This is a genomic window from Hwangdonia seohaensis, from assembly GCF_031932625.1.
Lineage (GTDB): Bacteria > Bacteroidota > Bacteroidia > Flavobacteriales > Flavobacteriaceae > Hwangdonia > Hwangdonia seohaensis.
Genome location: NZ_JAVSCK010000002.1, coordinates 816,165 through 831,587, shown reverse-complemented (window position 1 = coordinate 831,587; position 15,423 = coordinate 816,165). Strand labels below are relative to the sequence as shown.

At 35.5% G+C, this 15,423-nt stretch carries 17 protein-coding genes; 2 read left to right on the top strand and 15 right to left on the bottom strand.

The window, feature by feature from the left end; all coding sequences use genetic code 11:
* Window positions 1-83 precede the first annotated feature (83 nt).
* Entirely contained in the window at window positions 84-929 is an 846-nt protein-coding gene (locus RNZ47_RS08925) for a DUF2911 domain-containing protein (RefSeq protein WP_311938971.1), read from the top strand.
* Between the two features lie 260 nt (window positions 930-1,189).
* Here RNZ47_RS08925 and RNZ47_RS08920 read toward each other — a convergent pair whose 3' ends face one another.
* The 15 genes from RNZ47_RS08920 to RNZ47_RS08850 form a co-directional block, all read right to left on the bottom strand.
* The gene (locus RNZ47_RS08920; protein ID WP_311938970.1) at window positions 1,190-1,390 is read right to left on the bottom strand and encodes a helix-turn-helix transcriptional regulator; all 201 of its coding nucleotides are present in this window, start codon (window positions 1,388-1,390) and stop codon (window positions 1,190-1,192) included.
* Window positions 1,380-1,853 carry a hypothetical protein gene (locus RNZ47_RS08915; protein ID WP_311938969.1) on the bottom strand — a complete coding sequence of 158 codons (474 nt, stop codon included), beginning with the start codon at window positions 1,851-1,853 and terminating at the stop codon, window positions 1,380-1,382. The genes RNZ47_RS08920 and RNZ47_RS08915 overlap by 11 nt, the downstream gene beginning before the upstream one ends.
* Before the next feature lie 111 nt (window positions 1,854-1,964).
* Window positions 1,965-2,954, bottom strand: coding sequence for a Gfo/Idh/MocA family protein (locus RNZ47_RS08910; protein ID WP_311938966.1), 990 nt, complete (start codon window positions 2,952-2,954; stop codon window positions 1,965-1,967).
* Window positions 2,932-4,749, bottom strand: a complete 1,818-nt coding sequence (locus RNZ47_RS08905; protein ID WP_311938964.1) for a sodium:solute symporter family protein — start codon at window positions 4,747-4,749, stop codon at window positions 2,932-2,934. Before RNZ47_RS08905 ends, RNZ47_RS08910 begins: the two co-directional genes overlap by 23 nt.
* Window positions 4,750-4,863: 114 nt before the next feature.
* Window positions 4,864-7,389, bottom strand: a complete 2,526-nt coding sequence (locus RNZ47_RS08900) for a PIG-L family deacetylase (RefSeq protein WP_311938962.1) — start codon at window positions 7,387-7,389, stop codon at window positions 4,864-4,866.
* Window positions 7,390-7,472: 83 nt separating this feature from the next.
* Window positions 7,473-8,540, bottom strand: a complete 1,068-nt coding sequence (corA, locus tag RNZ47_RS08895) for a magnesium/cobalt transporter CorA (protein ID WP_311938960.1) — start codon at window positions 8,538-8,540, stop codon at window positions 7,473-7,475.
* Between the two features lie 31 nt (window positions 8,541-8,571).
* Window positions 8,572-9,117 carry a mechanosensitive ion channel domain-containing protein gene (locus RNZ47_RS08890; protein WP_311938958.1) on the bottom strand — a complete coding sequence of 182 codons (546 nt, stop codon included), beginning with the start codon at window positions 9,115-9,117 and terminating at the stop codon, window positions 8,572-8,574.
* A gap of 57 nt (window positions 9,118-9,174) precedes the next feature.
* A complete protein-coding gene (locus RNZ47_RS08885) occupies window positions 9,175-10,116 on the bottom strand; it encodes a septum formation inhibitor Maf (protein ID WP_311938956.1) in 942 nt (313 codons plus the stop codon).
* 34 nt (window positions 10,117-10,150) lie between these two features.
* Window positions 10,151-10,744, bottom strand: coding sequence for a Maf-like protein (locus tag RNZ47_RS08880; protein WP_311938954.1), 594 nt, complete (start codon window positions 10,742-10,744; stop codon window positions 10,151-10,153).
* A 1-nt stretch (window position 10,745) separates the two neighbouring features.
* Window positions 10,746-11,318, bottom strand: coding sequence for a helix-turn-helix domain-containing protein (locus RNZ47_RS08875; RefSeq protein ID WP_311938952.1), 573 nt, complete (start codon window positions 11,316-11,318; stop codon window positions 10,746-10,748).
* Between the two features lie 123 nt (window positions 11,319-11,441).
* Window positions 11,442-12,347, bottom strand: coding sequence for a geranylgeranylglycerol-phosphate geranylgeranyltransferase (locus tag RNZ47_RS08870; RefSeq protein ID WP_311938950.1), 906 nt, complete (start codon window positions 12,345-12,347; stop codon window positions 11,442-11,444).
* A gap of 8 nt (window positions 12,348-12,355) precedes the next feature.
* Window positions 12,356-12,688, bottom strand: a complete 333-nt coding sequence (locus tag RNZ47_RS08865) for a hypothetical protein (protein ID WP_311938948.1) — start codon at window positions 12,686-12,688, stop codon at window positions 12,356-12,358.
* Between the two features lie 3 nt (window positions 12,689-12,691).
* Window positions 12,692-13,222, bottom strand: a complete 531-nt coding sequence (locus tag RNZ47_RS08860; protein ID WP_311938946.1) for a KdsC family phosphatase — start codon at window positions 13,220-13,222, stop codon at window positions 12,692-12,694.
* Window positions 13,203-14,018, bottom strand: a complete 816-nt coding sequence (locus RNZ47_RS08855; RefSeq protein WP_311938944.1) for a Rossmann-like and DUF2520 domain-containing protein — start codon at window positions 14,016-14,018, stop codon at window positions 13,203-13,205. The genes RNZ47_RS08860 and RNZ47_RS08855 overlap by 20 nt, the downstream gene beginning before the upstream one ends.
* Window positions 14,019-14,037: 19 nt before the next feature.
* Window positions 14,038-14,625, bottom strand: coding sequence for a Crp/Fnr family transcriptional regulator (locus RNZ47_RS08850; protein ID WP_311938942.1), 588 nt, complete (start codon window positions 14,623-14,625; stop codon window positions 14,038-14,040).
* Window positions 14,626-15,002: 377 nt separating this feature from the next.
* Here RNZ47_RS08850 and RNZ47_RS08845 point away from each other — a divergent pair, with 377 nt between their 5' ends.
* A complete protein-coding gene (locus tag RNZ47_RS08845; RefSeq protein WP_311938940.1) occupies window positions 15,003-15,407 on the top strand; it encodes a group III truncated hemoglobin in 405 nt (134 codons plus the stop codon).
* Window positions 15,408-15,423: the final 16 nt, after the last annotated feature.

Below are 15,423 nucleotides of genomic sequence, written 5' to 3'. Positions count from 1 at the left end.
CTTTTGTTAACAATAAAAGCATTTGTATTGCGTAATTTTATAGGATTATAAATGACTATTTAATTAACTAATAAAAACTAAAAATGAAAAAACTACTATTAATTTTAATGGCATTTACCATGGCTTTTTCGGTAAATGCGCAAATTGAAACACCACAACCAAGTCCATCATCAAAGGTGGAACAAATGGTTGGATTAACGACTGTAAACCTAGACTATTCTCGCCCCGGCGTTAAAGGAAGAACCGTTTTTGGAGATTTAGTGCCTTACGGAAAAGTGTGGAGAACGGGTGCCAATGCCAGAACAAAAATAACTTTTAGCGAAGATGTTGCTGTAGATGGGCAAGCACTAAAAGCAGGATCGTATGCGATTTTTACAATTCCTCAAGCAGATTCTTGGGACGTTGTTTTTTATACCGATTATAACGGAGGCGGTGCACCTGCTGAGTTAGATGAAAGTAAGGTTGCAGCCAGAGTAAGTGCTGAAGTACACCCGATTCCTTTTAATGTTGAAACCTTTACTATGGATATCAATAACATCACCAATAGTAGTGCAACTTTAGAATTTATTTGGGAAAAAACCTATGTAGCTGTTCCATTTACGGTGCCAACCGATAAAGCTGTTTCTGCGGCTATTGAAAAAACTTTAAACGGCCCGGGTTTTAACGATTATTATGCTGCGGCAACCTACTATTTAAGCGAAGGAAAAGATATTACTAAGGCCAAAGAATGGATTGATAAAGCCATGAGTATGACCGATAATCCTCGTTTTTGGCAACTAAGGCAAAAATCTTTAATATACGCTAAAGCAGGCGATAAAGCGGGCGCGATTGCGGCGGCTAAAAAATCTTTAGCTGCGGCAGAAAAAGCCGGAAATGCCGATTACGTAAAAATGAATAAAGATTCGCTTGCCGAATGGGGCGCGATGTAAATTAGGCTTCTTAGAGTCTTAGGCTTTTTGTAAAAATTAAAAAGCGCAACTTTAAACCGTTGCGCTTTTTTTATCGAAATTGTATCGAGTAGTTGGGCGTTTTAACACGCTTTCCGCTGTATCTTTTTTAGGTCATACCGTGGAGGAACGACGTGGCCATCTGTTAATTTTAGCTCAAACAAAGTACTTTTTACTTCTTTAAAAAAGGATGTCGCTGCAATCGTTAACGCGTGTGCTTGCCATGGTTCTTTTTAGTTTTGTTAGTCGTTGTCTTCTAAAAAGAAAATGTCTTCCACAGGTTTTTTAAAAAGCTTTGCTATTTTAAGCGATAACACGGTTGATGGTACATATTTATTCTTTTCCATAGCGTTAATGGTTTGTCTGCTCACGCCAATTTTTTTTGCCAGATCCGCTTGGGTTAAATCGTGTATGGCGCGCTGTACTTTTATATTATTCTTCATGGCTCCTCGATTTTAGTTTTAAAAAGTTGAAGCGGATAATAAAGAACAATAAGGGCGTAAACATGTTGTAAACCAAGACATGAAAAAAAGTAAGATCGTAAATAAAAACGATGGCTAATAACAAAATAAAATAATTAAAAATAATCGCCCATACCAAAGAGTCTTTTCTAAGCTTGAATATAAATTCATCTTCAACCTTTTCTTTTGAAAAACCAATAATCAAACCACCTATTATAATGGCAACGGAGGCTAATTCACCAGATATACCAGTTTCAATAATTTTAAAGTATTCCATTTCTGAAGACCCTAAAAAGCCTTCATTAAAAATAGATAATACTTTTGCTTTTAATGGTTCGTATTCGTAATTGGAGAATACAATAATAAGTCCTGAAATAATTCCCCCTATAAAAAGAATCCAACCTAGGGGTTTTAATTTGTTTGGTAATAAATAATTTGTTTTCATAACTGTTCGTTTTAATTTGATTTATATGATTGATAAATCAAAAGTAAAACAAACTTTACATATAGACAAATGAAATTAACTTAAAGTAATAATAACTAGTCTTTTTAGTTGTTAGTAATGAAGATTTATTAGGTTTCTTACGTCATCTAAAGTTTTAATAAGCTGTTTGCTAAAGGCAAAAGTCATGATGTCGCTTTCGGTTTTTTGTGCTCTGAGTAGATTGTTAAAATGTTCAATTTCGTAGTTATAGCCAATGGTTTTGCAATTAAAATCGATGGTTTTTTCTTTGCCGTTTAAATCGGTTATGCTCACTGTAGTTGGACCATGGAACCGGGTATTGATTTTAATCATTCCGTTTTCACAATAAAAATTAGCTTCGGTGGGTGTGTCCTCTAAAAATGAGCTTTTTAAAATGGCCGTAACATTTTTATCGTAATTAAATTCAATGTCGCAACTAGAGTCAACTTCCGTGTCGGCAAATGTAGCTTCAGCTTTTATGTGTTTTGGTTTTCCTAAAGTAGATAGCGCTGCAAAAATAGGGTAGATGCCAATGTCCAATAAACTGCCGCCGCCCAAAGATTTGTCCCAAACACGAGTGGTTTTACTGTGATTGGATTTAAACCCAAAATCGGCTTCCAACTTTAAAACGTCACCATATGTTTTGTTTGCTATTTCCTTTAATACTAATTGATAATGCGGTAAAAAATAAGTCCAAAGCGCCTCCATTAAAAGTACCTTTTTTTCTTTGGCTTTCGCTATCATTTGTTCCACTTCCTCGACATGCATCGCTAAAGGTTTTTCGCATAACACAGCAATGCCGTTTTCTAGACAAAGTAGCGTGTTTTCTTTATGAAAAACGTGTGGTGTTGCTATATAAACAGCATCAATATTTGGGTTTTTTGCCAAAGCTTCGTAGCTGCCATAGGCTATATTCGCTTTGTGTTTTTGAGCAAATTCGGTTGCTTTGTCCAACGATCGTGATGCAACGGCGTAAAGTTTAGCATTTTCAACCGTTAACAAATCCTGGACAAATTTATTGGCGATATTGCCTAAGCCTATAATACCCCAATTTATGGTTTTATTTGGAGTTGATTCTCTCATTGTTCTTTTGTAAAAGTTGGATTGAAAATGCAATTAAAACCACTAAAACACAACCGAATAAGTTGAGCCATAAATAAGGCATCCAATCGAGCCACCATCCAATTATAACGATAGCTTGTGTAATTAATGCGGCCATAAAAACAGCATTGGCTTTAATGAATTTAAAGAAAAACGCCAACAGGAAAATACCCAAAACATTACCGTAAAATATAGACCCGATAATGTTTACGAGCTGTATTAAATTTTCGGCTAGATTTGCAAAACAAGCAATTATTATGGCTATTATTCCCCAAAGTAAGGTGAACAGTTTTGTAACTTTAACCATGTGTTTTTCATCCTTTTCTTCTTTTAGGTTTCTGCCGTATAAATCGATGGACGTAATGGTTGCCAAAGCGTTTATCTCGGATGCGGTCGATGACATGGCAGCAGAAAGTATAACCGCCAACAATAGGCCTATCAAACCTTTGGGCAAGTATTTTAAGATAAAAGTGATGAACATGTAATCCCTATCGTTGGTTTGGGTGTCTTTTGCAGATTCGTTATACCAAGCCCTTAATTCTTCTTTTTTCTCTTTGTAAGCCTCGCTGCTTTTGTTGTTTTCCAAGGCTAATAATTCGGTATTTAACTTGTCGTATTTATTGGCATAAGCGGTATCAATGGCTCGTTTTATCAAATATTTTGATTCCAAACGATGTGTTTTTTCAATGCTATCCATTACGAATAAATCTTGTCGTAATTCATCATCATCATGTTTTGAAAGCTGAATGCTCAGGGCTTTCTTTTCATTGAAAAGGGTATTTTGCTTTTGCTGAAGATTTTGATATTGCTGCGCATATTCCGAAGTTAAAACTTTTTCAGTCGACGAATCAATAAAGTTTAATGGCGCAGGGTTAAATTGATAAAATACAAACACCATAACGCCCACCAACAAAATAAAGAATTGCATCGGCACTTTTAACAGGCCGTTAAAAATCAATCCCATTTGCATTTCTTTCATCGATTTAGCCGAAAGATAGCGTTGCACCTGACTTTGGTCTGTTCCAAAATACGCCAGAGCCAAAAATGTTCCGCCAATTAATCCGGACCAAACGGTGTATCGATTTTCTAAATCGAACGAAAAATCCAAAACGTCCATTCGCCCGCTTGCACCGGCAATATCGAGTGCTTTGGTGAACGATACGTCTTCTGGAATTAAGTTTAAAATAATAAACAATGCGGCAAGCATGCCCGCAAAAATGACAAACATTTGCTGCTTTTGGGTAACCGTAACCGCTTTTGTGCCACCGGAAACGGTATAAATAATAACCAGAACGCCAATGGCGATATTAAGGTAAGTGATATTCCATCCCAAGACCACGGATAAAATAATGGCGGGTGCAAAAATGGTAATACCTGCAGCTAAACCACGTTGGATTAAAAACAGAATAGCGGTGAGGCTTCGGGTTTTTAAATCGAATCTGTTTTCTAAAAACTCGTAAGCGGTGTATACTTTTAAGCGATGGTACAGCGGAATAAATACCAAACAAATTATAACCATGGCAATAGGTAAGCCGAAGTAAAATTGCACGAAGCCCATACCGTCTGAAAACGCTTGACCCGTTGTAGATAAAAAGGTAATAGCGCTGGCTTGAGTGGCCATTACCGATAAACCAATGGTCCACCATTTTGTTGTATTGCCGCCCTTTATATAATCATGTGCACTTTTTCTGCCCCTTGTTTTCCATGTGCCATAACCTACAATAGTAAATAGTGTAACAGCTAAAACAACCCAATCAATCCAATTTAATGTTTGCATATTAAAACGCTTGCATGATTAAATAAAACACTAAAATGTAAATGGCATTGGCAATTAAAACTATAGAATAAAGCTTGAGCCAAGGTTGTTTTTCCGGTTTGTCTTCTGTCATATTTAATCGTTTAGTTTAGCTTCTAATTTTAAATCTTCTTTACCAATGGAAAGCATATTGGCGAATAATCGGTAAGCGCCGGAAACCCCTTCTGGGAATTCCCTAAAAAAGCTTAATCCTGTGTATATATAATGGCCTTTTCCGTATTTGGCAACCAATAAGCTGCCATCTTTTGGCGATTCATTTTTATCGTTCATGGAAAGAATTGGCGTAAATTCGTTAGCCCATTCATCAGGAAAATACAAACCGCGCTCTTGGGTCCAGCCTTCAAAATCTTTTTGTGTGATTTTATTGGGATAATTAAGAATAGGGTGCTCTGGTTTTAAAAAACGGACTTCGGCATTTTCATTCGTAACGCGGTCTCGAGATAATTTTAAATCGTAAGGCGCTAAATGGTCAACTTTAATTCCGCGACTGGTGTTGTATTGTACAATCATGTTGCCGCCATTTTTAACGAAATCGAATAATTGTTGTTGTTTAAATTGTATATCATCAAGTACATTATAAGCCCTGATACCAACCACTATAGCATCAAATCTACTGAGCATTTCGGCATTGATATCCTCTGGTTTTATAGTTAACACGTTGTATCCAATTTGCTGTAAACTTTCGGGAACCACATCGCCGGCACCTTGAATATAGCCAATATTTTCACCTTTCTTTTTGATATCCAAGCGTACAATTTTGCTTTCGCTGGGTAATAAAACGGTTTGAAAGGGAATATGGTCGTAATCTATTTCAATAAGTTCTTTGGTGTATAAATTATCGTTGATTGTAACTATTGGGCTCATGTAGCCTTCGCTCTCGTTTTTAGGTGGAATAACGGTAAACACAAGGGTTTGTTCTTCGCCTTTATGCTTAATGTTAACTTTTTGATTTTTAGGATAAACACTCCAATCGTTTGGATGACAAACTTCAACAGATCCCACAAGGTTGTCTCTTCCCGCTTTAACAACCACGGCTATATCGCGTTGTTTGTCATTGTCTAAAATGATGACTTTTTCGGTGATTTTGGCCGATGCTTCAGGAATGACTTCAAAAGGTTTGTATAATTCGCCTTTTTCCGGTTTTGAGTATCGGTGAACTATGGGTTTTGTGATGGTTAAAGGGACTTTATTGATTAAAAGATTGAAATCGATATTGTAAAACCGAGGTGTTTCGGGCAGGCCTATTAATTTGCTGTCGTTAACTTTATACATGCCCAAAGTGCCCTTTTCGCTTAGCCAATAGGGTGTGGTGGGACTTTCATCTTTATCGATTTTTATAACTTCTTTAAAATTGTATTTCACATTGCTTTTTAAAGCGATATTTTTTGAAATAATCAAATCGTTTGAATTGTTTAAACTCACCAAACTTATTGGAAGATTGCTGCGGTTTAACACTTCAATATTTAAATTGATTTTTTCGTTTGGAGTAGCCCAATTGGTATCGGCAGAAACTTCTAAATACAAACCGGCACACATTTCAATTATGGCTTTTAACTCTTTTGATTTTTGGGTTTTCCAATGGGTGTCTTCAATGTTTTGAAGCATTTTAAAAGCTTCAAGCAATTGCGGAATATGTTGCGATGGATTGTTAAAATTGAAGTTTTTTTCAACTTCATATAAGATATCACCGATGGCTTTTCCCCCTTTTACACGGTTCCATGAGGTATCAATACCAGCAAAAATATTGTCGTCATCGGTTAATGGGTCGCCTTTTAAAAGTTCGATATATTCCTCTTGCGAGCCACGTTGCGATAAGCGTCCGAAACCTTGGCATAAATGTTGGCTACTTGCCAAAGCGGCAACTTCGTTATTTGATAACCCTTTAAGCGGATAATAGGTGCCCACATCAACGCTAATCATATTGCTTTTATCAATTTTATCGAATGCTTCCCTACTGCCATAACGCCACCAGCTTGTGTTGTAAAACAAACGTTTTGGTTGCCAGACGCTAGCGTCTTTTAGTAAATCAGAAAAAGCGGATTTATCGTTTGCGAGATCGAAAGCTTCCATACTTAATAGGGCAGAACTGGTATGGTGCCCGTGTGTTGTACCCGGAGTTCGATGGTCGAACCTGTTAATAATGATGTCTGGTTTAAATTGACGAATGGCCAAAACCACATCGCTTAAAACCTCGTTTTTATCCCAAATAGTTAAGGTTTCTTCAGGGTCTTTTGAATACCCAAAATCGTTAGCTCTGGTAAAAAACTGTTCGCCGCCGTCAATACGTCTTGCAGCCAATAATTCCTGGGTTCGTATAACGCCTAAAAGCTCCCTTATTTCCGGGCCTATAAGGTTTTGGCCGCCATCGCCTCTAGTTAACGATAAATAGCCTGTTCGCGCTTTTACATGGTTAGACATGTATGAAATGAGGCGTGTATTTTCATCATCCGGATGTGCCGCTACATATAAAACAGTACCTAAAAAATTGAGTTTTTGAATAGATTGGTATATCTCTGAAGAGGAAGGGGTTTTGGGTTTTTGAGCATGTAAAAACGTGCAGGAAATAAATATTATAAATATAGAAATTAGGTTTTTTCGCATGATTATTTTGTTAGCTAAAAACCAAATATAACAAAGTATAACAGCCGAAGTGTAGCTTTTAATGTTTCTTTAACTTAAATTTATTACAACCACTTTTTCCGTTTGAAGTAAAAAAGCATCCCGATAAAAAGCACAATCATGACGCCCCACAAAATAAAATAGGCGTATTTGTATTGCAGTTCCGGAATGTACTCGAAATTCATCCCGTAAATTCCGGCAATAAAGGTAAGCGGAATAAAAATGGACGCCATTATGGTAAGCACTTTCATCACTTCGTTCATTTTATTGCTAATGGAAGTCATGTACATATCCATTAAACTCCAAATCATTTCGCGATAAATATCAATGTTTTCAGACACATGAATTAAATGGTCGTAAATATCTCTATAATAGGTGATTGTCTTTTTGTGAATAAGTGGACTTTCATTTTTTTCGATGCGACTTATAACTTCGCGCAGCGGAAAAATAGCCCGACGAACTTTTAGTATTTCACGTTTTAAATCCTGGATTTTTTGACTGATTTCACCGTCGACATCACCAGCAAAAATTGCAGTTTCAAAATCTTCAATTTTATCGCCTAAAATTTCAATAACACTAAAATAATGGTCTACAATGGCATCGATGAGTACGTAAAGCAAATAGTCTGACTTCAAGGTACGCACACGGCCTTTGGCGTGTCTTAAACGGTCTCTTACGGCATCAAAAACATCGCCTTCGGACTCTTGGAAAGAGAGTACATAGTTTTTTCCTAAAATCAAGCTTACCTGCTCTGAAACTATGTGTTGGTTGTCGTCGTAATAAAGCATTTTCAAAACGATAAAAATATAGTCTACATGGTCATCAATTTTTGGTCGTTGGGCTACGTTTACGATATCTTCTAAAATCAAAGGGTGAATATTGTAGTGATTACCCAAAGCTTCAATTTCGGTAACATGGTTTAAACCGTTTAAGTTTATCCAAGTTACGGAGTCGGTATCTTTATATTCAAAACTTTCTTGAATGGTAGGCAGTTCTTTTTCAACACAAAAATCTTTCGTGTAATCAAAGGTTTCTATAAAAAGCTTTTCTTTTGAACGCTCGCCAGTATAAATAAGGCTGCCGGGGATTTGGCCTATTTTCTTTTTAGATCGGTATACTCTTTTTTTTGACATTATTAAAAATATACTTTAAATATAGGGATTTTTACACAGCATCCACACCATCATCTTCATCAAGATTGTCAATGGCATCTTTTTGGATAAGCGTTACGGCTTTTTGAAGCATAAGATTATTGGGGTAGGTTACCAAATCGCCATTGTCTAACCGCAAATGCAACTGAAATGCCCTTATGTCTTCTATAATGGCGGTAATGGGGAAATCTTTATCATGAATTTCTATTTTATCGCCAACTTTGTACGGAAAGTTGAAAAACATAATAATACCAGAGGTTACGTTGCTTAATATAGACCATATCGCGAAAAGGGCAATACCAATAATGGCAAATACCGATGAAAAAATAAGTGCTAAATCTTCAAATTTAGCCCCAAAAACAAAAGACTCTATAAGTATGGCCACTAAAATTAGCGCCACCGTAATATATCGGCGTATAAGCCTAATTCGTGCCTCATTAATACCGTTTTTTCTGGCAACCTTAGTTATGGTGAAATGCGAGATGGCTCTAATAATCAGTAGCGATAAAATAAAAATACCTGTAGTAATTAGTTGGCCTTGCAGTATCTCAGAAATCATTTTTTTGTTTGTTAGGGTTTAATAATTGGCAAATATACATTTCAAATTAATACCACTTTAATTTAATTGAAGCGTATCTCTAAGTACTTCATCTTTATTGCTGTTTTTGCCCCAATAGGCCGATTTTATGGTTTTTAATTTTATGGCTTTTGTTGTTAAGGTTTTTGCGTTTTTACCAAATCCGCTTTTAAAGGTTTCTTCCCAGCCTAAAATATCGTGCGGGAAATTTGGATTAAATTGAATGGTTAATGTTCTATCTAATTCAGGGTATTTAATTGAATAGGTGTTGCTTGTTAAACTGACTTGGGCATTGTACGCCTTTAAGTCAACATGTTTTAATCGGCTATATTCAAGCGAGGGTATAATTTGCAAACTACCAACGGGTAACGATTTTGGATCGATGCGCAATTGCGTCCAAAGTTCGTTTTCTAAAATAGATTTTTCAAGTTTGAAATTTTTATCGCCTTCACTTTCAAAATACGAATATGATGCCACTTCAAATTTATCTTTATTGTTTAATTGGGCGTAAACCTGCCCGCACCATTCTTGAATAGAACTGGTTATTTTTATGGCATGTTGGTTATTTGAAACCGGATAAAACGTGCTTTGCATGATGGAATACGGATACAAGCCCGTGTTGAATTTTTTTGTCGCGTTTAACTTTAAAACCGAAATATTATTTGGGTTTTGGTTATCGGCTTTTACCTGTTTGTTGGGTAAAAAATCTTCGGTAACGTAAATTAAAACCGCTTTTCCTTCGCGTATTTCGCCGTAGCGTGCTTGCTCTAATTTGTACGAGGTAATTTCTGCTTTACCGGCGTACCAATAATCTTTAAACGCTTGCGATGGTTCTTTAGCTGTTGATTTTTTAGCAGAACTATTTGATTCCAAATTAGAAGCTAACTCGTGTGTTTCACTTTTGTTATTGCAAGATGTTGTTAACAGAAACAACCCTATAACTGGCCAAATAAGAATTTTGCCTTTAATAATCTTTTTCATCTGATGGAATTTTTTGAAGTCTAAATTTACAAATTTATGAAGCGTCCGCCATATCATTTAACGTTTTATAAACGGCGTGGACCGGCAATCCCATAACATTAAAATACGAGCCTTCAATTTTTGTAACGCCTATTTGACCAATCCAATCCTGTATGCCATAAGCACCGGCTTTATCAAAAGGCTTGTAGTTTTTTATGTAGTATAAAATCTCGTTGTCGGTTAAGTCTTTAAACGATACTTTGGTAATGTTGTGTATGGTTTTTTCATAATTTGAACTTGTAAAACAAACCGAAGTAATCACCTCGTGTGTGGTATTGCTCAAAGCTTTTAAAATAGAAAACGCTTCGTCTTCGTTTCGGGGTTTGCCCAAAGCTTGGTTGTTATGCCAAACAATGGTATCGCTGGTAATGAGGATGTCGTTGGGTTTTAATTCTTTCTTAAAAGGAAGTGCTTTAAGTTGCGCTAAATAGTTGCTGATTTCAAAATGTGTAAGTCGTGGTGGGTATTCTTCTTTTATGGGTTTTAATCGAATCTCGAAATCCAACCCCAAACCTTTAAAAAACGCTTGCCGCCTAGGTGAAGCGGATGCTAAAATGATATGGTGGTTTTTTAGTTTTTGGTTTAGCATTCTATTTCATTAATTTTTGTAAAGCCTTGCCGTAGTATAAAGTTCCAATTGAAAGTATTAAGCAAAGATACAAACCCGTCCGAATACCTAGAATGAAACCGTCTTTAAGCCCCTGAACAATAATTAACAAAACAATGTAGGCTAAAAAACCTGATCCAAATTTTAACAGTCTTTCAAGTGGATTCATTTTTTGTGAAAATAATACAATAAATAAAGGAATGAAAAAACTTAATAATAACGCTCCAATTCGACTATTAATATTTGCATTTGAGTCTAAAGTTAAGAATCCAATAATTGACATAAGAAGTAAATTTAACAGAATAAGAAATACTGCATTAATTATAAATGAACTAATTGATTCACTTGTTTTTTGTTCAGCTTTACTCGTAAAATAGGTGCTATCTATTTCAAGGGCGTTACAGATTAAATCTATTGTTTTTCCCCTAGGTTCATTTTCGTTATTTTCAATTCTTTGAATTGTTCTTAAGTTAACTTTTGATAGTTCAGCTAATTCTTCTTGGGTTAATCCTCTTGATTTTCGGGTTTCAAAAATTTTAGTTCCGATTGAATTCATAATAAATATTTTTTCTCAAAGTTATTAGGTAATCAAAAGTCTGATAACGGTTTTATATGGACATTTTTACGACATTTTATTTTGCCGTTTTAATGTCATGAGGTCTATCAGGTTTTTTAAAAGCTAAATATACTTATATAAAAGTAAGGAAAGCATCCCAAACAACATCACCAATTTTAAAAGGTTGCTGATTTTATGATAGTCTTTTTTGGTTTTTGCGTTAAATGACTTGATGCTGATATAAAACAAAGGGCCAATAATAAACACTAAAAAATACACAACAGCTATTTGGTTTTTGTACAACGAATTGATGGTGTAATACGATACCGCAAATAGCGGAATAAGCGTTAAAACAAAAAGAATGTTTCCTGCGCGTTCGCGCCCGATAACAATGGGCAGCGTGCGCATACCGACTTTATAATCGCCATCAATATCTTCAATATCTTTCGCGATTTCACGAATTAGATTTATAGCGAAAGCAAACAACGCATAATCTAAAATGATTTTGAAAAAGGTGAAAAGAGTTTGTCGGTTTTCGGTTGTTATTACCGGCAGTAATTCAAAAATACCCACAACAACTAGGCTTAATGCCACCAATAAAGAAATGATAATGTTTCCAATTAAAAGCGTTTGTTTTAAATAGGACGCATACACATAAAGTAAGGCCGAAATAATAACAAATATTGAAAAAAATGCGCTCTTGCCAACAGATTGCGACAGGTAATACCCCAAGCCAACACCAATAACGTTTAAAGCAATAAAAAGATTATAAGCCGTTTTTTCTGAAATGGATTTGCCAACAATCAGCTTATCGGGTTTGTTTACAAAATCGGTTTCAACATCGTAAATGTCGTTAATCACGTTACCCGCGGCGGCAATGCAAATGGTTGCTAACACCAAAATTGAAATTTGCAATGTGGTTAATCCAAAATCGACGCCAAAAGGCTCCAAAAAAGCGTATTTAATTAATAGCTGCACTAGGGCAATTAGTAATAGGTTTTTCCAACGGATGAGGTTTAAAACGTTCAATATTAATGTTATAAATAAGGGTTGGTTCTGTTGTTGATCGAATATAAAAGATACTCGCGAAAGGTAACAATAATGATAAAAAGAACTAAAATGGTTAATACTATTGCCTGAAGGGATTTTCGTTTTTCTTCTTTTCTAATTTTGTTTTTAATGATTTCCCTTTCGGCTTTTGATAGTTCTTTATGGGAAAAATTAAGTTTATAATGAACGTGGGTTTCTTCGTTAAGTTTCTCTTTTAATGCAGAAAACGCTTTATTCGAGGTTTGATTAAACACACTGCGGCTGTTTCCAAAACCTATATATCCAAAACCTACGCTATGTCTTCTTTTATTTCTAGCCAATGTTTAATCGTATTTCGCACTAAAGTTCCCGTTCCATTTGCCTTGTACTTTTAGCACCTGTTCAATCACATCGCGAACCGCACCTTTGCCACCTTTTTTATGAGAAATGTATTTTGAAATATTTTTTATTTCTGGCACGGCATCTTGCGGACAACAGGGCAAACCGATAATTTTCATAACCGGAAAATCTGGAATGTCATCGCCCATATACAACACGTTTTCCGATTTAATACCCTTTTTTTCAAAGTAGTCGTTAAGCTGTTCAATTTTATTGTGCGTCCCTAAATAAATGTCTTTTATGCCCAAACCTTTTAAACGAATACGTACCCCTTCATTTGAGCCTCCCGAAATAATGCATACGTTAAACCCAGCATCAACTGCGGTTTTAAGTCCGTAGCCATCTTTTATGTTCATTTTTCTAAGCATCTCGCCGGTGGTGGTTACGGTTACAGATCCATCGGTTAAAACCCCATCAACATCAAAAATAAAAGTGGTGATGTGCTCTAAATATTCTTTATAACTTTTTTCTTCCATTATGCGTGTTTTTTTCAAAATTGGTTGCTGAGCCTGTCGAAGTCCCGTGTGTGTTCTGTATTGATTTGGTGAGCAGTTTGTAAATGTCTTTATGTTGCTCGTTTTTTAAAATTTTCAAATGTTTTTTTATGGTTTTTTTGTCGTGGCGTTTTGCGGGACCCGTTTGTGCCATGTACGGTGACAATTCCTGAACTTTCTTCGCAGTTTCAAGAATTAACGGTTTTAGCAAATCGAATTCGGCACCTTCACTTTCGGTAATTTCGTGCCCAATTCTATATAATTGATTTGTAAAATTATTGACAAAAACGGCCGCTAAATGCAGCACACGACGTTGGTCGCTGTTTACTTTTTTGGTTGGGCTTCCTATTGAAATGGCCAATGCTTTTAAAATATGATAGTCCTTTTTATCGATGGTTTCAATACAAATCGGCACGCTTTTAAAATCCATTTCGGCATCTTTACTAAAGGTTTGCAGCGGATAAAATACACCGCGTTTGTGCTTTTTATCAATATCGTAAACACCAACGCCACCCGAGGTGTGTACAACCAATTTGTTTTCAAACGGAAGTTGTTCAGACAATTCTGCAATGGCATCGTCGCTAACAGCTATAATGTAAACATCGGCATCGTTTAAAAGTGCTAAATCATCAATAATTTCAATTTTATTTTTATAGGGCTTAATGGTTTTTAAGCTTCTGTTATACCATTGGTTTACAACAATATTTTCAGCTTTTTCGAAAGCTTTAAATAGGTGAGTGGCTACATTACCGGCGCCAAGAATAACTACTGAAATCATACTGCTAAAATAGAAATATTTAGATATAAACTTTGCGTTCTTTTATATATAATTTGTTTGATTTTTCTAAATGTTTAATCGCTCTAATTACGGTTTCAACCCGTAAACCCGTGAGTTCGGAAATTTGTTGGCGCGTTAGCTTAACCTCGTAAATTTCATTTGGAGATGTGTTTTCCTTAAAGTGGTTAAGCAAAGTTAAAATGCGGTGTTCTGGCGGGTAAACCGAGATTTCCTTCATTATTTTAGCCTTGTAAACCATGCGCTTACAGAGCAGTTTTGTGAATGTTAAATGAATGTCCGGGTGTGTTTTCAACAATTCGAAAAAAGTGGCTTTTGGCAATTTATAAATAACACAGTCTGATACACAAAACGCCGTAGCAGGATATTTGTAGTTGCCAAACAAAGGCGGCTCGCCAAACGAACTGCCATTGCTAAAATAACCCTGTACAAACTCCTTGCCGTCTTCGGTAAGATTATACATTTTTATATCGCCTTTTTTAATTTGATAATAAAATCTGGCCGACTCGCCCTCATTAAAAACGATACTGTTTTTGGTATATGTTTTTTTAAGCGCTTTGTAACTGTTAAGGGTTTTTACAGGAATCATAATGTTATGATTTGAATCATAAAAAAACAAAGATATGTTATAGAAATTTGAAGTATTCAAATAAAAAATATATATCATGGATTTTTATAAAAAATCTCTAAACAATTTCAACGAGAATTATATACTCTATATTCCATTAAGCATCATATTTCAAAGTTGTGTGGGCTCAATAGCGGCTATGTATATTTTGATTAATAGTAAGATTTCAGAATTTTATTTATTGGAATTAACCCTGTGCGTTGTTGTTTCAATGACATATAACGCGGCAATTATGGCACATTTAAAACTTAAATGGACATTTAATTTGTTAATTTTATCACTTATTGTTAATATAATTTTAATCGCATTAAACGTAATGCGCTTACAATAAGTTGGATATGGGCAAAAAAGATATCGAAACTAGGGCCGATGTGTTCTTATTGGTTTCATCATTTTATAAAAAAGTTAGAAAAGATGCTGTTTTAGGACCGTTTTTTAACGACGTGATTAAAGATTGGGACGAACATTTAGATAAACTCACCACCTTTTGGGAGTCGAGTTTATTTATGACCAGAAGGTTGGAAAAGAAATACAAAGGCAATCCTTTGGAAGCCCACGTAAAAGTTGATAGAGCGAATAATAACAGCATTTCAGAACTGCATTTCGGACTTTGGTTAAACTTGTGGTTTCAAACGATTGATGAACTTTTTGAAGGCGATTATGCAGAAAATGCCAAACGTCGCGCCCGAAAAATGGGCACGTTTTTATACTTAAAAATCTTTGAAGCGAGGCAATCACAGTAATTGGTTTCGGCTCGGT